The sequence below is a fragment of the Arthrobacter sp. V1I7 genome, assembly GCF_030817015.1.
Taxonomy (GTDB): Bacteria; Actinomycetota; Actinomycetes; order Actinomycetales; family Micrococcaceae; genus Arthrobacter.
On sequence record NZ_JAUSYS010000001.1, the window covers coordinates 4,372,294 to 4,388,059 of the forward strand.

Annotated in this window: 13 protein-coding genes and 1 pseudogene; 4 read left to right on the forward strand and 10 right to left on the reverse strand. The window is 68.0% G+C overall.

Features of this window, described 5'->3' with window-relative positions; genetic code table 11:
• Nucleotides 1–83: 83 nt before the first annotated feature.
• From hpt to dacB, 4 genes are all read right to left on the reverse strand, one after another.
• The gene (gene hpt, locus QFZ69_RS20160) at nt 84–635 is read right to left on the reverse strand and encodes a hypoxanthine phosphoribosyltransferase (RefSeq protein WP_306913931.1); all 552 of its coding nucleotides are present in this window, start codon (nt 633–635) and stop codon (nt 84–86) included.
• Nucleotides 636–664: 29 nt separating this feature from the next.
• Complete coding sequence (tilS, locus tag QFZ69_RS20165; protein ID WP_306919521.1) at nt 665–1,702, reverse strand: tRNA lysidine(34) synthetase TilS; 1,038 nt, start codon at nt 1,700–1,702, stop codon at nt 665–667.
• Between the two features lie 167 nt (nt 1,703–1,869).
• The gene (locus QFZ69_RS20170; RefSeq protein ID WP_306919522.1) at nt 1,870–2,982 is read right to left on the reverse strand and encodes a zinc-dependent metalloprotease; all 1,113 of its coding nucleotides are present in this window, start codon (nt 2,980–2,982) and stop codon (nt 1,870–1,872) included.
• 236 nt (nt 2,983–3,218) lie between these two features.
• Nucleotides 3,219–4,709, reverse strand: a complete 1,491-nt coding sequence (gene dacB, locus QFZ69_RS20175) for a D-alanyl-D-alanine carboxypeptidase/D-alanyl-D-alanine-endopeptidase (protein WP_306913934.1) — start codon at nt 4,707–4,709, stop codon at nt 3,219–3,221.
• Between the two features lie 142 nt (nt 4,710–4,851).
• Between dacB and QFZ69_RS20180 the strand changes: the two genes are divergently transcribed.
• Both QFZ69_RS20180 and QFZ69_RS20185 read left to right on the forward strand, forming a co-directional pair.
• Entirely contained in the window at nt 4,852–5,343 is a 492-nt protein-coding gene (locus QFZ69_RS20180) for an inorganic diphosphatase (RefSeq protein ID WP_306913935.1), read from the forward strand.
• Between the two features lie 118 nt (nt 5,344–5,461).
• Nucleotides 5,462–6,787 carry a carboxylesterase family protein gene (locus QFZ69_RS20185; RefSeq protein WP_306913937.1) on the forward strand — a complete coding sequence of 442 codons (1,326 nt, stop codon included), beginning with the start codon at nt 5,462–5,464 and terminating at the stop codon, nt 6,785–6,787.
• A 77-nt stretch (nt 6,788–6,864) separates the two neighbouring features.
• On the opposite strand, the pseudogene QFZ69_RS20190 reads toward QFZ69_RS20185, so the two are convergent.
• A pseudogene (locus tag QFZ69_RS20190) lies at nt 6,865–9,316 on the reverse strand (phosphoketolase).
• A 265-nt stretch (nt 9,317–9,581) separates the two neighbouring features.
• Here QFZ69_RS20190 and QFZ69_RS20195 point away from each other — a divergent pair.
• Complete coding sequence (locus QFZ69_RS20195; RefSeq protein WP_306913939.1) at nt 9,582–10,181, forward strand: hypothetical protein; 600 nt, start codon at nt 9,582–9,584, stop codon at nt 10,179–10,181.
• Between the two features lie 61 nt (nt 10,182–10,242).
• On the opposite strand, the gene QFZ69_RS20200 is transcribed toward QFZ69_RS20195, so the two are convergent.
• Together QFZ69_RS20200 and serS are read right to left on the reverse strand one after the other, a co-directional pair.
• Nucleotides 10,243–11,106, reverse strand: a complete 864-nt coding sequence (locus QFZ69_RS20200; protein ID WP_306913941.1) for an HAD family hydrolase — start codon at nt 11,104–11,106, stop codon at nt 10,243–10,245.
• Nucleotides 11,107–11,295: 189 nt separating this feature from the next.
• The gene (gene serS / locus QFZ69_RS20205; protein ID WP_306913944.1) at nt 11,296–12,576 is read right to left on the reverse strand and encodes a serine--tRNA ligase; all 1,281 of its coding nucleotides are present in this window, start codon (nt 12,574–12,576) and stop codon (nt 11,296–11,298) included.
• Between the two features lie 76 nt (nt 12,577–12,652).
• Here serS and QFZ69_RS20210 point away from each other — a divergent pair, with 76 nt between their 5' ends.
• Nucleotides 12,653–13,717 carry a diacylglycerol kinase family protein gene (locus QFZ69_RS20210; protein ID WP_306913946.1) on the forward strand — a complete coding sequence of 355 codons (1,065 nt, stop codon included), beginning with the start codon at nt 12,653–12,655 and terminating at the stop codon, nt 13,715–13,717.
• Here QFZ69_RS20210 and QFZ69_RS20215 read toward each other — a convergent pair.
• From QFZ69_RS20215 to QFZ69_RS20225, 3 genes are all read right to left on the reverse strand, one after another.
• Nucleotides 13,714–13,950, reverse strand: coding sequence for a hypothetical protein (locus QFZ69_RS20215; RefSeq protein ID WP_306913948.1), 237 nt, complete (start codon nt 13,948–13,950; stop codon nt 13,714–13,716). The genes QFZ69_RS20210 and QFZ69_RS20215 overlap by 4 nt on opposite strands.
• A 95-nt stretch (nt 13,951–14,045) precedes the next feature.
• Nucleotides 14,046–15,026: a prephenate dehydratase gene (gene pheA, locus QFZ69_RS20220; RefSeq protein ID WP_306913951.1), complete on the reverse strand. Its 981-nt coding sequence runs from the start codon at nt 15,024–15,026 to the stop codon at nt 14,046–14,048.
• A gap of 18 nt (nt 15,027–15,044) precedes the next feature.
• Nucleotides 15,045–15,371 carry a rhodanese-like domain-containing protein gene (locus QFZ69_RS20225; RefSeq protein ID WP_306913953.1) on the reverse strand — a complete coding sequence of 109 codons (327 nt, stop codon included), beginning with the start codon at nt 15,369–15,371 and terminating at the stop codon, nt 15,045–15,047.
• Between the last annotated feature and the right edge of the window lie 395 nt (nt 15,372–15,766).

Consider the following 15,766-nt stretch of genomic DNA (forward strand, 5'->3'; position numbering starts at 1 on the left):
GCCGGAACGTCCCGGCGAAGGGCCGGCGAAGGGCCGGCGAAGGGCCGGCGAGAGGCCCAGCGTCAGGCAGCCGCGGGAGCTTCCTACTCGTAGACGTGCGGTGCGAGGGTTCCGACGAAGTCCAGGTTGCGGTACTTCTCGGCGTAGTCCAGGCCGTAGCCGACCACGAACTCGTTGGGGATGTCGTAGCCGACGTACTTGACGTCGATCTTGACCTTGGCTGCCGTGGGCTTGCGGAACGCGGTGCAGATTTCCACCGAGGCCGTGCCGCGTGATTCCAGGTTGGTCTTGAGCCAGGACAGCGTGAGGCCGGAGTCGATGATGTCCTCGACGATCAGGACGTCCTTGCCCATCAGGTCGGTGTCGAGGTCCTTGAGGATGCGCACGACGCCGGAGGACTGCGTGCCGGAGCCGTAGGAGGAGACGGCCATCCAGTCCATCGAGACGTGGCTGTGAAGGGCACGGGCCAGGTCGGCCATGACCATGACGGCACCCTTGAGCACACCGACGATCAGCAGATCGCGGCCTTCGTAGTCTTTGTCGATCTGGGCGGCGAGTTCGGTGATCCGTGACTGGATCTGCTCCTTGGAGTACAGAACGTGCTTGAGGTCTGCCTGGACGTCGTTTGAATCCACCAATGACTCCTGTGTAGATGCGGGGGCGACTATATTTGGGGCGGTTTTTGAGGCCGGAATACAAGCTTCCCACAGCGGGCGCCTTCCCGGGGAACCTCGGCAGGAGCGGACTTGCCTCCGGCGAGCAGCTCGGCGAGGGACAGGCGGTAGACGCTGACCCCGCCCGGCAACTCCACCGGGCCTGCCGATCCCTGCCGGCGCAGCAGTGCTTCCGCGGCCAGCAGTCGCTGGTAGCTCGGCTGCTGGCCCCCGACGGCGGCGGCGGCCTTGGCGATCACCCGGAACCTCACGGCCGGGGCCAGCTCACGCAGGGACGCCTCCGGCAGGCTGATTTCGGCCCCGGAGCGCTCCTGCAGCCGGGCGAAGGTGTCGTTCGCCACGTCCTCAAGGTAGTCGGCATCGAGCTGCAGGATGGCCGCGGTCCGCGCCAGTGATTCCGCGACGCCGGGGCCAAGCTTCTCCTCAAGCAGGGGCAGCACCTCAACCCGGGTCCGCGACCGGGCGAAGGCGGGGTCGGCGTTGCTCGGATCGTGCCAGGGATCCAGGCCCTCGACGGCGCAGATCTCCAGGGTGTCGGCTCGACGGAGGCCCAGGAAGGGTCGCAGCAGGCGCCCGCGGCCGGGCCGCATTCCGGCCAGGGAGCGTGTGCCGGAGCCGCGCGCGAGTCCCAGCAGGACCTGCTCGGCCTGGTCGTCGAGGGTGTGGCCCAGCAGGATCACGCCGGCGCCGAGCTCGTCGGCTGCGGCTTCGAGCGCCGCATGCCGGGCCTCCCGGGCCGCCGCTTCCGGGCCCATGCCGGTGGCCGCGACGTCAACGGCCCGGATCTGGACCGGTGCGATTCCCAGCTCGCCCAGGGTGGCGGCCGTAGCGGCGGCGATCCCGGCGGAGCCGGGCAGCAGCTGGTGGTCAACGACGACCGCGCCGACAGCGACCGGGTGTCCGGCGACGTGCCCGCGGCGGGCGAAATACCCGGCGACGGCGGCGAGGGCCAGCGAGTCGGGCCCGCCGCTGCAGGCAACCAGGACGCGTTTCGGGTAGCCGGCGTCGGCCAAGGCGTCCTGCAGCATTTTCCGCGCGGTGCCGACGACGGGGGCCAGGCGTCCGGGCCGGCGTCGTCCGCTGGGTGCCGCAGTGTTCGGCGCGGCCGGCGCGGGAGCATCAGCGCGTGGCGCGGGAGCGTCGGCGGCCGGACGGGCCGGCGCTGCCGTGGACCGATCGCTGGCGGGCACGTTAACTAGAGCCCCATCCGTTCCAGCCAGAGTTTCGAGTCGTGGATTTCCGGCTCGGTGGGCAGGTGCTCGGCGGAGTCCCAGACCTTGTTGAAGCCTTCCATCCCCGCCACGGCCACCACTTCCCGGACGAACTTCGCACCGTCGCTGTATTGGCGCATCTTGGCATCGAGGCCAAGGAGGCTGCGGATGAATTTCTCGATCACGCCGCGGTCCTTGTCCCGGGCATTGAAGCGCTGCCGGATGGTCTTCACGGACGGGACAATGCTGGCGTCAACCTCGTCCATCACCACGTTCGCGTGGCCCTCGAGCAGGCTCATCAGCGCCGTGAGCCGGGAGAGCGCGGCCTTTTCCTCCGGGTTCTGCAGCAGGTCCAGGATGGCGCCGCGGCTGGGGCTGGTGCCGGCCGCGGAGCGGTCCCTCAGCGATTTCGCTGCGGCCGAGGCGCGCTCCATCAGGGAATCGACGTTGCCGAGCAGCTGGCCGCTGAGGTCCTCGATCTCGTCCAGCATGTGGTGGCGCAGCCACGGTGCCGCGGCGAACTGCACCCGATGGGTCTGTTCGTGGAGGCAGACCCAGAGCCGGAAGTCCTCGGGTACGACATTGAGCTCACGTTCCACCGAGATGATGTTCGGCGCCACGAGCAGGAGCCGTCCCGCGGGCGGGGCGGCGGAGTTTTCGGCGAGGGCGGAGAACGGGTCGTACTGGCCAAGGACCTTGCTGGAGAGGAAGGCCAGGATGGCGCCGAGCTGGCTGCCAGTGATGGCGCCGCTGATGCTGGCCGCCCCGGGGTTCAGCGTGCCGCGGCGGCCCTCAAGCAGTTTTTCCATGGCGGGCTGGAGCATGACGGCGAAACTCTGGGTGTTGGCCTTGGCCCAGGAGGCCCGGTCCACGACGAGGACCGAGGAGTCCCGCAGGTCCCTGGCCGCTTCGAGGCCGGTGATGTGATGGACGTGCGGGACCGAAATGTCGGCCATCAGGCGCAGGCTGTCTACCGCGGCACCAATTTCGGCCGGTCCCAGCGTGGGACCCGGGGGCGTGAGCCGCGCCGCGGTGGAAGCGGCAAGCTCCCAGTTGATCAGGGCTTGGGCAGATGTCTCGCGCGCAGAGGACTCCATAAGGTCCATCAGATCACAGGCATCCGGCTGTCCGCCTTAAATTCGTCGGGCGGCGAACGGGGCGGCCGGGCATTCGTCGGCGGCGAACGGGGCGGCCGGGCACTCGTCGGGTGGCGAACGGGGCGGCCGGGCGCTCGTCGGGCTGGGGGCGGACGATTCCCGCCAGCTCGACAGTTCCCTGCCGAACCGACGTGCGAAGCATCGAGGGCGGGGAACCGTCGAAACGGCGCGTCCTTTCAGCGGCACCCGCAACCGGCGAGCACGGCGGCGGTGCGGTCCAGTACCGTCTTGTTCGCGGCTCCCGGGGTGAGGCCGTTGCCGATGAACGAGAACACGAGGAGTCGGCCGTCGGAGTCGACCACATAACCGCTCAGGGCGGTGACCGTGTTCAGGGTGCCGGTTTTGGCGCGGACCAGGCCTGCCCCCCGCGCCGTCGCGGGGTCCAGATAGCGGTCCCCGAGTGTGCCGGTAAGTCCCGCGACGGGGAACCCGGACAGGGCGGCCCGGAGCCGGGTATCCGTTCCGGACGTGATGGCACGGACGACTTCCGCCAGCTGGCGGGCGGAGACCTGGTTGGCGAGCGCCAGGCCGGACACGTCGGCGGCGCGGAGCGTGGCCGTGGCGACGCCCAACTCCTCAAGCTGCTCGAGCACGGCTGCGACGGCGCCGTCGTTGCTCGCGGGCTTGCCGCCGGCGAGGGCAGTCATCCTGCCGACCACCTCGGTGAGGTAGTTGTCCGAGGTCCGCAACAGCAGGTCCACCTGCTGGCCGACAGTGGCCGACTCGACCTCGGCCAGGACCCTGGGGTCCGGCGCAGCTCCGTCCGTTGCGCCGGGACTCCGGGCGACGCCGGGCGCCATTGTGAGCCCGGCCGGCGCTCCCGCCGCCGAGAGCTGCGCCGAGAAAGCCTCGGCTGCGTGCATGGCGGCGTCCTGTGGGCGTGGCCCAGTGGTTTTGGCGGGGTCGAACCGGGCCGAGTTCAGGGCCAGCGGGAACAGCGGCGCCATTTCGCCCGCTGCAACGTCCTGCAAGCTCCACGCGGGGTTGAGCGAGGCGCCGCTGAAGAGGGAATCGTCCAGCAATATGGTCACGGTTCCGGAGACGCCGTCCTTCTGGAGTGCCCGGACGGTCGACTGCGCGAGCGTGGCGAGTCCGGCATGGCCCAGGACGGCGTTCGGAGCGGATTCGCCCGCGCCGAGAAGGACGTCTCCCCCGCCGGAGAGAACCACCGTCCCGGGAGCGGAGCCGGCCAGGACCCGGGTGCTGAACCTCCGGTCCGCGCCGAGGGTCCGGAGCGCTGCGGCGGCCGTCAGCAGCTTCATGTTGGAAGCCGGAACCCTGGCCTCATCCCCGGCGCGGTCAAAGAGCAGCTTTCCGGTCGCGGCGTCCTGCACCACCCCGGTGAAGGTCCCTGCACCGTCCGGCTTCAGGGTTTCGTTCAGCTGGGCCGTGAGGGCACCGGGTTCCGGGACGGGCGCGGCATCGCTGAGCGGTTGGATCCCGGCCGCGTTGCCGCTTCCGGCGGCCAGCGTGGTGGGAAGCTGCTGCCACGGCGGGACGGTCGGGGCGGCGTTGGATCCGTTCGGGTCGATGAAGGCGGGCGCCATGGCCAGGCCTGCGGGAACGGCGAGCGCCAGCACCAGAAGGGTGAGGAACAGCATCGGGAGGATCCCCCGCAGCATGCCCGGCACTTGCCCTTTGCCTCCGCTGCTAGTTCCGCGTTTCATGCTGCTGTGGGTCCTTCGGTCCTGAAATGTCCCTATTAGTTCCTGAAACCAGGGCCTCTCGCTATATCCTCAATAGTAGTCGGCGGCACCGTCAGTCCTTTCTGTGTGCCGCGCACCCCCTGAATCCGTCGAGGAGCATTCCATGAAGCATGACGTGACCATCGAGATCCCCAAGGGATCACGCGTCAAGTACGAAGTCGACCACGAGACCGGCCGCGTCCGTCTGGACCGCGTGCTGTTCACCTCCATGCAGTACCCCACCCACTACGGGTACTTCGAGAACACCCTGGGTGAGGACGGCGACCCGCTGGACGCGCTGGTGCTCCTGCAGGACTTCGACCTCTACCCCGGCGTGATCGTCGAAGCCCGCCCGATCGGCGTGTTCAACATGACCGACGACGGCGGCGGAGACGCCAAAGTGCTCTGCGTTCCGGCTGACGCCCGCTTCGACCACATCAACGAGATCAGCGACGTCAATGAATTCCTGATCCAGGAAATCGAGCACTTCTTCACCCGCTACAAGGACCTGGAGCCGGGCAAGTGGGTCAAGGCCGAGGGCTGGGGCGACCGCGCCGCCGCCGAAGCGGAACTTGAGGCTTCCATCAAGCGCTTCGTACCTTCCGCAGGACACTGATCGCGACCACCTCCCCCCACAGGAGAAGTACGACGGCGGGTGCCGGGTTCGGAAGAACCCCGCACCCGCCGTCGTCGTCTGTCAGCGGAGCCTCAAGAATCTGTGAAATCGTTGGCCTATGAACGCCGAGCCTGACTTTAGCCCGCCCTGCGGTCCGGTCACCGGATGGCGGGACGGCGACGTGCTGCGGGCCACGGGAATCCCCTACGCCACCGCGGCGCGCTTCCAGCCCCCGGTGAGTGCGCCCGACCGGACGGAGGTGCTCAGCGCTACGTCGCTGTCCCCGGCCTGCCCGCAGGGACCGGTACCGTTCCTGGACGACGTCCTCGGCACGCGTTACGGCGAACTTCCCGGCACTGAGGACTGCCAGCGCCTCTCGATCACCCTGCCGGCCGACCTGCAGGACGCCGAACGCGTGCCGGTCATGGTGTGGCTGCATGGCGGCTCCTATACCTCCGGCTCCGGGGACCTGGCGATCTTCGATGCCAAGGCCCTCGTTGCCGAAAACCGGGTCATCGTGGTCTCCGTGACGTACCGCCTGGGCCTCTTCGGATACCTGGCCGCCGGCACGGGCCGGCCCGCCAACCTCGGCCTCCTGGACCAGCTCGAAGCGTTCCGCTGGGTTCAGCGCAACATCAGCGCCTTCGGCGGCGATCCGGGAAACGTCACGGCGTTCGGACAGTCCGCCGGCGGCGACGCCGTCGCCCATCTGATGGCGACGCCGGACGCCCCCGCCCTCTTTCAGCGCGCCATCATTCAAAGCGCACCCCTGGGCATCGCCCGTGGAAGGGAAAAGATGAACACCGCCATGGGCATCGCGGCGGAAACCGTCACCGAGGACACCCCTGCCCTGGACGTCGTCGCCATTGAGGGCACCGTGGCACAAGTGGCGCGCAAGTTCGGGCTGATGGCGGCCATGCCGTTCGGCACCCAATACGGGCACGCCCCCCTGCCGTCAGAAGACGGGATCGACGCCGCCTGGAATGCCACGGCCCCGGAGATCGAGGTCCTGATCGGGCACACGTCCGACGAGGCCCGCCTGTTCCTGCCGCGCGGCCCCCAGGTCAGACGTCTGGCCAAGGTCCCGGTTCTCGGCGCCGCCGTCGTCAGGGCCATCAACTGGGCCGTGACGGAAGCCGTTTACGGCAAATCGGCCAGGAAGTTTGCCCGGCGGCACGTCCAGGCCGGGGGCAGGGCGTACCGCTACGTGCTGACCTGGGGCGCGCCGGGTAACTTCTACGGGGCCGCGCACACCGTGGATCTGCCGCTGCTGTTCGGCGATCAGCGGACCTGGGAAGGAGCAGGGTTGCTCACGGGCGCCACGTGGGAGGAAATTAACGCCCAGGGTCGGGCCCTCCGTGCTGTTTGGGCGCGGTTTGCCTCCGGAATGGGTCTGGACAGCCAGGGCGGGATTCCCGGCACACTCAGGTACCGCTCGATCTGAGCCGGGCGGACGGCCCGAGACCCGAACCGACCCCTCAAACAGCCATTAGTTCAGCGCGCTCCCAGACATCGGCCCGGCTACTCGCGGCGCAGCGACCAGTCCCGGATCTCCGCCGGGTCTTCGCCGTGTTCCCGCGTGTGCTCCCGTGCCCGGATCCGGCTGTCCTGCAGCGACTGGCGCAGCAGCGAATGCCTCTCGGCGAGCCCGGGAACCCGGTCGATCGCGTCGATGGCGAGCTGGAAGCGGTCGATCCCGTTGAGCATGGCCATGTCGAAAGGCGTGGTGGTGGTGCCCTCCTCCTTGTAGCCACGCACGTGCAGGCCCTCCTGGTTGGTCCGGCGGTAGGTGAGCCGGTGAATCAGTGCGGGATAGCCGTGGTACGCGAAAATGACCGGCTTGTCCGTCGTGAAAATTGCCGTCGAAATCCCGTGAAGTCAGCCCATGCGGGTGTTCGCTGGCATCCTGGAGCCGCATTAGGTCCACGACGTTGACCACCCGCACCTTCAGCCCGGGAGCGCCCTGCTTCAGCAGTTCCGCAGCGGCGACCGTTTCGACGGTGGGTACGTCGCCCGCGCAGGCGAGGACGACGTCGGGCTCCTCGCCAGGAACCTCGGAGCCGGCGAACTGCCAGATGCCGAGGCCGCGGCGGCAATGGTGCGAGGCCTCCGCCGGACCAAGCCAGGTCGGCGAGGGCTGCTTGCCGCTGACCACAATGTTGACCAGGTCGCGTGAGCCGAGGCAGTGCTCCATCACGGCGAGCAGCGTATTGGCGTCCGGCGGCAGGTAAACCCGGATGACTTCGGCCTTCTTGTTCACGGCGTGGTCGATGAAGCCGGGGTCCTGGTGCGAGAAGCCGTTGTGGTCCTGCTGCCAGACATGGGAGGACAGCAGGTAGTTCAGCGAGGCCACCGGCTGGCGCCACGGCAGCTGGCGGGAGACCTTGAGCCATTTGGCGTGCTGGTTGAACATCGAATCCACAATGTGGATGAACGCCTCGTAACAGTTGAAGACGCCGTGCCGGCCGGTCAGCAGGTAGCCCTCCAGCCAGCCCTGGCAGAGGTGCTCGCTGAGCACTTCCATCACCCGGCCGGCCCGGGCAATGTGCTCATCGAGTCCGTCGATCCGGTACTGCCACACCTTGTCCGTGACCTCGTAGACGTCCTGCAGGCGGTTGGAGGCGGTCTCGTCCGGGCCAAACAGCCGGAACGCCTCCGGGTTAAGGCTGATTACGTCGCGCAGCCAGGAGCCGAGGGTGATCATCGGACTGATGCGTTCGACGCCGGGCTGGGGGACGTCGACGGCGTGCCGGCCGTAGCCGGGGAGCTTGAGCGGGCGCAGCAGCAGCCCGCCGTTGGCGTGCGGCGTCGCGCTCATCCGCAGCTCGCCGTGCGGCGCGTTTTCGGCGATCTCCGGGTTCAGCCTGCCCCGTTCATCGAAAAGCTCCTCGGGTCGGTAGGACTTCAGCCATTGCTCCAGCTGGGCCAGGTGTTCCGGATTCGTGCGGACCCCGTTCAGCGGAACCTGGTGGCTGCGCCAGGTGCCCTCCACCTGCAGCCCGTCCACCTTTTTCGGTCCGGTCCAGCCCTTGGGGGACCGCAGCACGATCATGGGCCAGCGCGGCGCTTCGCCGTCGCCACTGACCACGCCGCCCGCGGCGCCGCCTGCCTCGCCGACGTCGTCGCCGCTGACCTTGCCGGCGGGGCCGCCCGCGTCGCTGCCGGCGTCGCCTGCCTCGCCGGCGTCGTCGCCGCGGTGCGAGGACTGGATCGCCACGATCTCGGCCAGGCACCGGTCCAGGGCTTCGGCAAAGGCCCGGTGTGCGGCCGCAGCGTCGTCCGGTTCCGCCACCGTCACGAAGTGCGGCTCGTGGCCGTAGCCGCGCAGCAGCTGCTCCAGCTGGGCTTCGGGCATGCGGGCCAGGATGGTGGGGTTGGCGATCTTGTAGCCGTTCAGGTGCAGGATGGGCAACACCGCGCCGTCCGCCACCGGGTCCAGGAAAGTGTGGGAGTGCCAACTCGCGGCCAGCGGACCCGTCTCCGCCTCGCCGTCGCCGATCACAACCGCGGCGACCAGTCCGGGGTTGTCGAAGACAGCCCCGTAGGCGTGTGCCAGCGAATAGCCGAGCTCCCCGCCCTCGTTGATGGATCCCGGGGTCTCCGGTGCGGCGTGGCTGGGGATCCCGCCGGGGTAGGAGAACTGCCGGAACAGCTCCGCCATGCCTTGCTCGTCCTCGCCCACCCCGCCGTAGATCTCCGAGTAGGTACCTTCAAGCCACGCGTTGGCCACCACTGCGGGCCCGCCGTGGCCCGGCCCGGCGATGAACAGCATCTCCTGCCGGTCCCGGCGGATGGCCCGGTTCAGATGGGCGTAGATGAAGTTGAGCCCCGGCGTCGTGCCCCAGTGGCCGAGCAGCCGTGACTTGGTGTCCGCGGGGCGGAGCGGTTCACGCAGCAGGGGGTTGGAGCGGAGGTAGATCTGTCCCACGGACAGATAGTTGGCCGCCCGCCACCAGCGGTCAACAAGCTCCAGCGCGGCGTCGTCGAGGGCGCCCCGGGAGACGGCTCCCGGCTGCGCTCCCCCGGCGCCGGTCGGACCCGACCGGGCCGCGTCCCTGCCCAGGTCCCCTTTCACGTCACTGGTCACGTCGCTGGTCACAGCAGTCCTCGCTTAACTCGGGCCCCCGGCGGTGGCGTGTCCTCCATCGCAACACGTCCCCGGACGGGACACAAGACCGACGGCGGCTTCCTGGCCCTCGTTTGCCTCCGGATTACCACCGGGTAGTGTTTGATCCAGAATGTTCACGCTGACCATCAACCAAACCGACAGCCGGCGCGACGGCGACCGCGTGCCCCAGCTCCTCAAAGGCCTGCGGCACATTCCGGCGCGCCTCGATTTCGACCGCTCAGTGGAGGACGAGGTCCAGGGCATTGTGGACTCGGCGCATCAGGCGGTGGAGGCCGCAATGATCGCGTTGCGCAGCGGCAGCTGGTACGTCGGGATCGGCGTGGGTCCGGTTAATGAGCCGCTGCCCAACCAGATCAAGGATGCCTCCGGCCACGGGCTGGTCTACGCGCGGCGCGCTGTCGACCGGCTCCGCAACGGCAAGGAACGGATCCCGGTCGCCGTCGAGGGCCCGCTGGCTGACCTCGCGGCGGAATCAGAGGCCGTGCTGCGGCTCCTGGGCCATATCGTCCACGACAGGAGCCAGGCCGAGTGGCGGGTGCTGGACCTGTTGACCCCCGGCGTCCGCGGGCAGCAAAAGGCCGTCGCGGAGGAACTGGGCATCACCACACAGGCGGTCAGCAAGGCCGTTGCCCGGGCCCAATGGAACGAGGAGCATGCCGCTCGGCCCGCAGCGGCCCGCCTGCTGAGCCTCATCCTCGAGGTCCGCTAAGCCTTCCGGTGCGGCCGCGGCCAAGGCACGCCCGGCGCCGGGACTAAAGCAGGAGCCGGAACTACAGCAGGAGGCTCCGCAGCACGGCGGCGGCGCCGTCGTCGTACACGGAATGGGTAACTTCGTTGGCGGCGGCGATGACTTCCTCTGGCGCCTGGCCCATAGCCACACCGCGGGCGGCCCAGGTGAGCATCTCGATGTCATTCCGGCCGTCGCCGACGGCGACGGTGAGGTGTGCCTCGATGTCGAGCCGGCCGCGGAGGTGTTCCAGGGCGGTGGCCTTGGTCACGCCGGCGGCGGCAATGTCCAGCCAGGCTGTCCAGCCGACCGAGTAGGTCACGCCGGCCAGGCCGATGTGCCGGATGGCAGTGTTGAATTCCTCGGGCGTGTTTTCAGCGCTGAACACCACCACGCGCACCGCGGTGGCCTCCAGCATGGTCTGGAAGTCGACGCCGATCGCCTCGACGCCGAAGCTGGCGTCCTGGAAGCGTTCGGTGGAGAGGAAGTTGCCTTCTTCGTCTTCAAGGGCATACTTGGCCGTGGGCAGCCGCTTGCGAAGCGCGCGGAGCACCGGACCCGGGTCAAAAGTGGCCTTGTGGATGACCTCGTAACCGTCGGCCAGGCCGGAATCGAGTCGAAGGATGACGCCGCCGTTCGAGCAAACGGCATAGCCGTTGTCGATGCCGATGTGCTCGATGATGGGCAGCATGGCGTTGAGCGAGCGGCCCGTGGCGATGGTGACGTGGTGGCCGGCCGCCACGACGTCCTGGGCTGCTTCGCGGACGGGAACCGACATGTGGCCGTCGTGGTCGACGAGGGTGCCGTCGACGTCGAGCGCCACCATCAGCTTGTGGCCGTTATTGTTCTGGTCGTTATCTCGCCGGTCATCGTTGCCGGCGACTGAGGTTTCAGTCAATGTTGTCATCTCCCTAGTAGAGCAGACGTCTCCGGGGGCCGCTAGGATCCACGCCACAGGCGCGGTGAACTGATCGTGAACACTCCCCCTGCGACACCCCTTGTTCCGGCCGCTGCGCAAATGGCCCAGCGACGCCCGGATTCCGGCGTCGCTGGGCCATTTGCGCAGCGCAGGGAGGGTTGCGCGTCGGGAGGGCCGCTACAGGACCGGGAAGACCGTCATCCCGCCAAGGTATTTCTGCAGGGCCGCGGGGACGTTGACCGAGCCGTCCGGGTTCTGGTGGTGCTCCAGGATGGCGACGATCCAGCGGGTGGTGGCGAGCGTCCCGTTCAGCGTGGCGACGGCGCGGGTGCCCTTGGAGACGCCCTCCTCGTTCACGACGCGTTCCCGGATGTTGAGCCGGCGGGCCTGGAAGGTGGTGCAGTTGGATGTGGACGTCAGCTCGCGGTAGGCGCCCTGGGTGGGGACCCAGGCCTCGCAGTCGAACTTCCGGGCGGCGGAATTGCCAAGATCGCCCGCGGCGGTGTCGATCACCCGGTAGGGCAGCTCGCACTTGGCCAGCATTTCCTCTTCCCAGGCCAGCAGGCGGGCGTGCTCGGCGGCCGCCTCTTCCACCGTGGTGTAGACGAACATCTCCACCTTGTTGAACTGGTGGACCCGGATGATCCCACGGGTGTCCTTGCCGTGCGAGCCGGCCTCGCGGCGGTAGCAGGAGCTCTGCCCCGCAAAACGGACCGGGCCGGCGGAGAGGTCCAGGATCTCGTCCGCGTGGTAGCCGGCCAGGGGCACCTCAGAGGTGCCCACCAGGTAAAGGTCGTCGTCGGCGAGACGGTAGATCTCGGCGTCGTGCTTGACGTCAAACCCGGTGCCCTGCATCGTTTCCGGCCGGACCAGCGTGGGCGTGATCATCGGAACGAAACCGGCGTCGATTGCCTGTTCCATGGCCATCTGGAGCAGTGCCATTTCCATCCGGGCGCCGACGCCGCGCAGGAAGTAGAAACGCGAGCCGGACACCTTGGCGCCGCGTTCCATATCGATGGCGCCGATCAGCTCGCCGATTTCCAGATGGTCCCTGGGCTCAAAACCGGTGAATTCGCGGGGCGCTCCGACCGTCTTGAGGACGACGTAGTCATCCTCGCCGCCTTCGGGAACGCCATCCTCGATGAGGTTCGGGATCGCCCGGAGCAGCTCCTCCTGGGCGGCCTGCGCGACGTCGGCCTCGGCCGAGGCTGCTTTCACCGCGACCGCGAGCGCCTTGACCTCTGCCAGCAGCGCCTGCTTCTCCTCGCCCTTGGCCTGGGCCACCTTCTTGCCGTAGGCGTTCTGCTCGGCCCTCAGGTTCTCAAAGTGGATCAGGGCGGCACGCCGGGCCGAGTCCGCGGCGATGATCGCGTCCACCACGGATTCGTCGGCGCCGCGGGCGCGCTGGCTGGCACGGAACTTGTCCGGATTTTCGCTGAGGTCTTTTACGTCGATCACCAGACAAGACTAACCAATCCGGTACGCATTACTTGGCCATCCGGGCGGGGCAGCGGCGGGATAGTGTTGGAGCACAATGCGCGACTGGCTGCTGTACCTCATCATCGCTGGAGTCCTGGCGTTCGCCATCTCCAGTTGGTGGGGGGTGCGCAGACTCAAGGCCAAGCACACCCGCAGCGCCGTCTGGGAGCAAACGCACAGTCCGGGCCTGGGCCAGCAAAAGGTGGCCGTGGTGATGAACCCGATCAAGGCCAAATCGGGCGAGGCCCGGCTCCTGATCGAGAATGCCTGCGCCTCCGCCGGCTGGGGGCCCCCACGCTTCTTTGAGACTACCGCCGAGGACCCCGGTTTCTCGCAGGCCCGGGAAGCCGCGGAGTACGGGGCCGACGTCGTCCTGGTGGGCGGCGGCGACGGAACGGTACGCGTCGTAGCTGAGTACCTGGCCGGAACGGACATCGCCATGGGACTGATTCCGCTCGGCACCGGCAACCTGCTGGCCCGCAACATCCCGCTGGACGTGAACGACCTGTCCGGAAATGTGCAGACCGCCCTCTTCGGCCACCAGCGGTTCATCGATACCGCGCGGATGCGGGTCGCCAACTCCCGGACCGGCCAGTCGGCGGAACACACCTTCCTCGTGATCGCCGGCATCGGCATGGACGCCGAGATCGTGGGCGACACCAGTGACGGGCTGAAGAAGGCCGTGGGCTGGCTGGCATACACAGAGGCAGGGGTCCGGCACCTGCCGGGGCGCCGCAAAAAGGTCTCCATCGCCCTCGATGACCAACCGGAACAGAGCCGGAAAATCCGCAGCGTGCTGTTTGCCAACTGCGGGCTGATCCCCGGCGGAATTGACTTCATCCCGCAGGCCATGATCGACGACGGAATGCTGGATGTGGTGGTCATGAGCCCGCGCAGCGCGATCGGCTGGCTGGCGATGTATACCAAGATCGTGCTCAAGCACAAGCGGAACCTGCCCGTGATGAGCTACTACCGCTCCGGTAAGGTGACCATCCGGAGCGCGGAACCCATGGCCACCCAGGTCGACGGCGATCCTTCCGGCGAGGCAACGACCGTGACCGTGCAGGTGGCACCCGGTTCCTTGCTGGTACGCGTCAAGGACGGTACCGACGAAGACTAGGCGCTGGCTTTCCTCGTCGTTTCAGTGACTTCCGCATTGGCGGACTTCCTGGCCTCCGCGGCTGCCTTCGCGGCGCGGGCCTCTGACTGCTCGCGGATCAGGGCCTGCTCCTCTTCGAAGCGCAGCCGGTCGGCACGGTCGGCGTCGTCACCGTCCCAGTCCTGGTTGTCAGCCCTCGGCTTGGGGTTCACAATCATTCCCTGGCCGTCGTTTTCGGTGCTGGTACCTGACATGACCTGCTCCCTCCGTTAGGGGACTTCCCCCAATATGGATCAGGCAAGCATACGCACAGTTTGGTAGGCGTGGAAGTGCCCGGAGTGGCATTTGTCTACGCTCTAGGCGAAGCCTCCGCCGTATATTCCGGCACCACAGATACTCCGCCCAGAATGTCTTTAACCCATGCATGGGCCGCACGGAATGCCTGATCCGAAGTATGCGGAGCCACGATCGTCCGCTGAGCGTCGGCCCGGCCGTAGGACCCGAGGAAACGGGTCGCCGGGCTGATCCGGTGCAGCCCGGCGAGGGCGTCCGCCACTCGTGCATCGGCGACGTGGCCGTCCGCGTCGATGCTGAAGAAGTAGTGTCCCAGGTACTGGCCCGTGGGCCGGGATTCGATCCGGCTGAGGTTGACCCCGCGCGTGGCGAACTGGTCCAGGATCTCCATCAGGGCGCCCGGCCGGTCCTCCGGCAGCGGAACCACGACCGTAGTCTTGTCCGCACCGGTGGGCTCGGGCAGGGATCCCGGACGTCCCACGAGGACGAAGCGCGTCACCGCGCCGGGATTGTCGCCGATGTTCTCGCCCAGGACGGCAAGGCCGGGCTGCTCCGTGGCCACGATCGGCGCGCAGATGGCGGCGTCATAATGCGGGTCTTCCTCGAGGAGTCCCATCGCGGCTGCCGCCGTCGATGACCCCGGAACGTATTCCGCGTCTGGAATATTAGCGTCGACCCAAAGCCGGCATTGCGCCCAGGCATGGCCGTGGGTGGAGATCCGGCGGATATCTTCGACCCGGACGCCGGGCCGGGCCACCAGGACGAAGCTGATCGGTACCAGGGCCTCACGGAGGATGCGAAGCTCCTGGCCGGTGGCGATCGCGTCGAGGGTTGCCGTCACGCCGCCCTCGACGGAATTTTCGATCGGCACCATGGCCGCGTCAGCCGAACCGTCCCGCACCTTGTCGAGCGCCGAATTCACGTTGGACGCCGGGATGCGGATCGCCTCCGCCGCGTCCGGGACCTGCATCAGCGCGGCCTCGGTGAAAGTGCCCTCGGGCCCGAGGAAGGTATAGGTAACGGGTGATGCGGGCATCGGCTCTTCTTTCTTCGCTTACAGGATTACTGGCTTGAGCCCGTTGTCGGACACCAGCGGCTTGCCGGTTTCCAGCCATTGGTCCATCCCGCCGGCCACGTTCAGGGCGGAATACCCCTGGCCCACGAGCCACTGCGCGGCGCGGAAGGAGCGTCCGCCGGTGCGGCAGATGAGGTAGAGGTCCTCGTCCGGGTCCAGTTCCTCGATCCGGGCCGGGAGCTGGTCCAGCGGAATGTGCAGGGCACCCTCCGCATGGCCGGCCACCCACTCATAGTCCTCGCGGACATCGACGATCCGGGCCCGCTCGGGGATCTCAGACACGGTGACGGTGTCGAAGTCGCTCATGGTCGTCCTTTCCGAACAAATGGGGGTCTGCCTCCAGCGTATCGCCAGCCGCTGAGAGCGCACCCTTGCGGGCAGCACGTTACGCTTCTGGGAAAACGCAAAGGAGGCCCCATGGCTGCTGATCGGCCGACAACCCGGGCAACCCGCAGGCCTTCCGCCGTCCCGGCACGGACATGCTCTCCCCTTGCCGGGAGCACTGGGCACATTGCCAGCATGTCCATGCGCCAGGCCGAAAACTGGACGTGTCCTCCCGGGTCAAGGGACGAACCCCCGCCCTCGCCAACCCGCAGGCCTTCCGCCGTCCCGGCACGGATATGCCCTCCCCTTGCCGCGAGCACTGGGCACATTGCCAGCATGTCCATGCGCCGGGCCGAAAACTGGACATGTCCTCCCGG

Excerpts from the sequence above, each read along its gene's own strand:
- tilS (WP_306919521.1), bottom strand. The coding sequence starts at position 1,702 with ATGCTGCAGGACGCCTTGGCCGACGCCGGCTACCCGAAACGCGTCCTG.
- QFZ69_RS20170 (WP_306919522.1), bottom strand. The coding sequence starts at position 2,982 with ATGGAGTCCTCTGCGCGCGAGACATCTGCCCAAGCCCTGATCAACTGG.
- dacB (WP_306913934.1), bottom strand. The coding sequence starts at position 4,709 with ATGAAACGCGGAACTAGCAGCGGAGGCAAAGGGCAAGTGCCGGGCATG.
- QFZ69_RS20180 (WP_306913935.1), top strand. The coding sequence starts at position 4,852 with ATGAAGCATGACGTGACCATCGAGATCCCCAAGGGATCACGCGTCAAG.
- QFZ69_RS20185 (WP_306913937.1), top strand. The coding sequence starts at position 5,462 with ATGAACGCCGAGCCTGACTTTAGCCCGCCCTGCGGTCCGGTCACCGGA.
- QFZ69_RS20195 (WP_306913939.1), top strand. The coding sequence starts at position 9,582 with ATGTTCACGCTGACCATCAACCAAACCGACAGCCGGCGCGACGGCGAC.
- QFZ69_RS20200 (WP_306913941.1), bottom strand. The coding sequence starts at position 11,106 with ATGACAACATTGACTGAAACCTCAGTCGCCGGCAACGATGACCGGCGA.
- QFZ69_RS20210 (WP_306913946.1), top strand. The coding sequence starts at position 12,653 with ATGCGCGACTGGCTGCTGTACCTCATCATCGCTGGAGTCCTGGCGTTC.
- QFZ69_RS20215 (WP_306913948.1), bottom strand. The coding sequence starts at position 13,950 with ATGTCAGGTACCAGCACCGAAAACGACGGCCAGGGAATGATTGTGAAC.
- pheA (WP_306913951.1), bottom strand. The coding sequence starts at position 15,026 with ATGCCCGCATCACCCGTTACCTATACCTTCCTCGGGCCCGAGGGCACT.
- QFZ69_RS20225 (WP_306913953.1), bottom strand. The coding sequence starts at position 15,371 with ATGAGCGACTTCGACACCGTCACCGTGTCTGAGATCCCCGAGCGGGCC.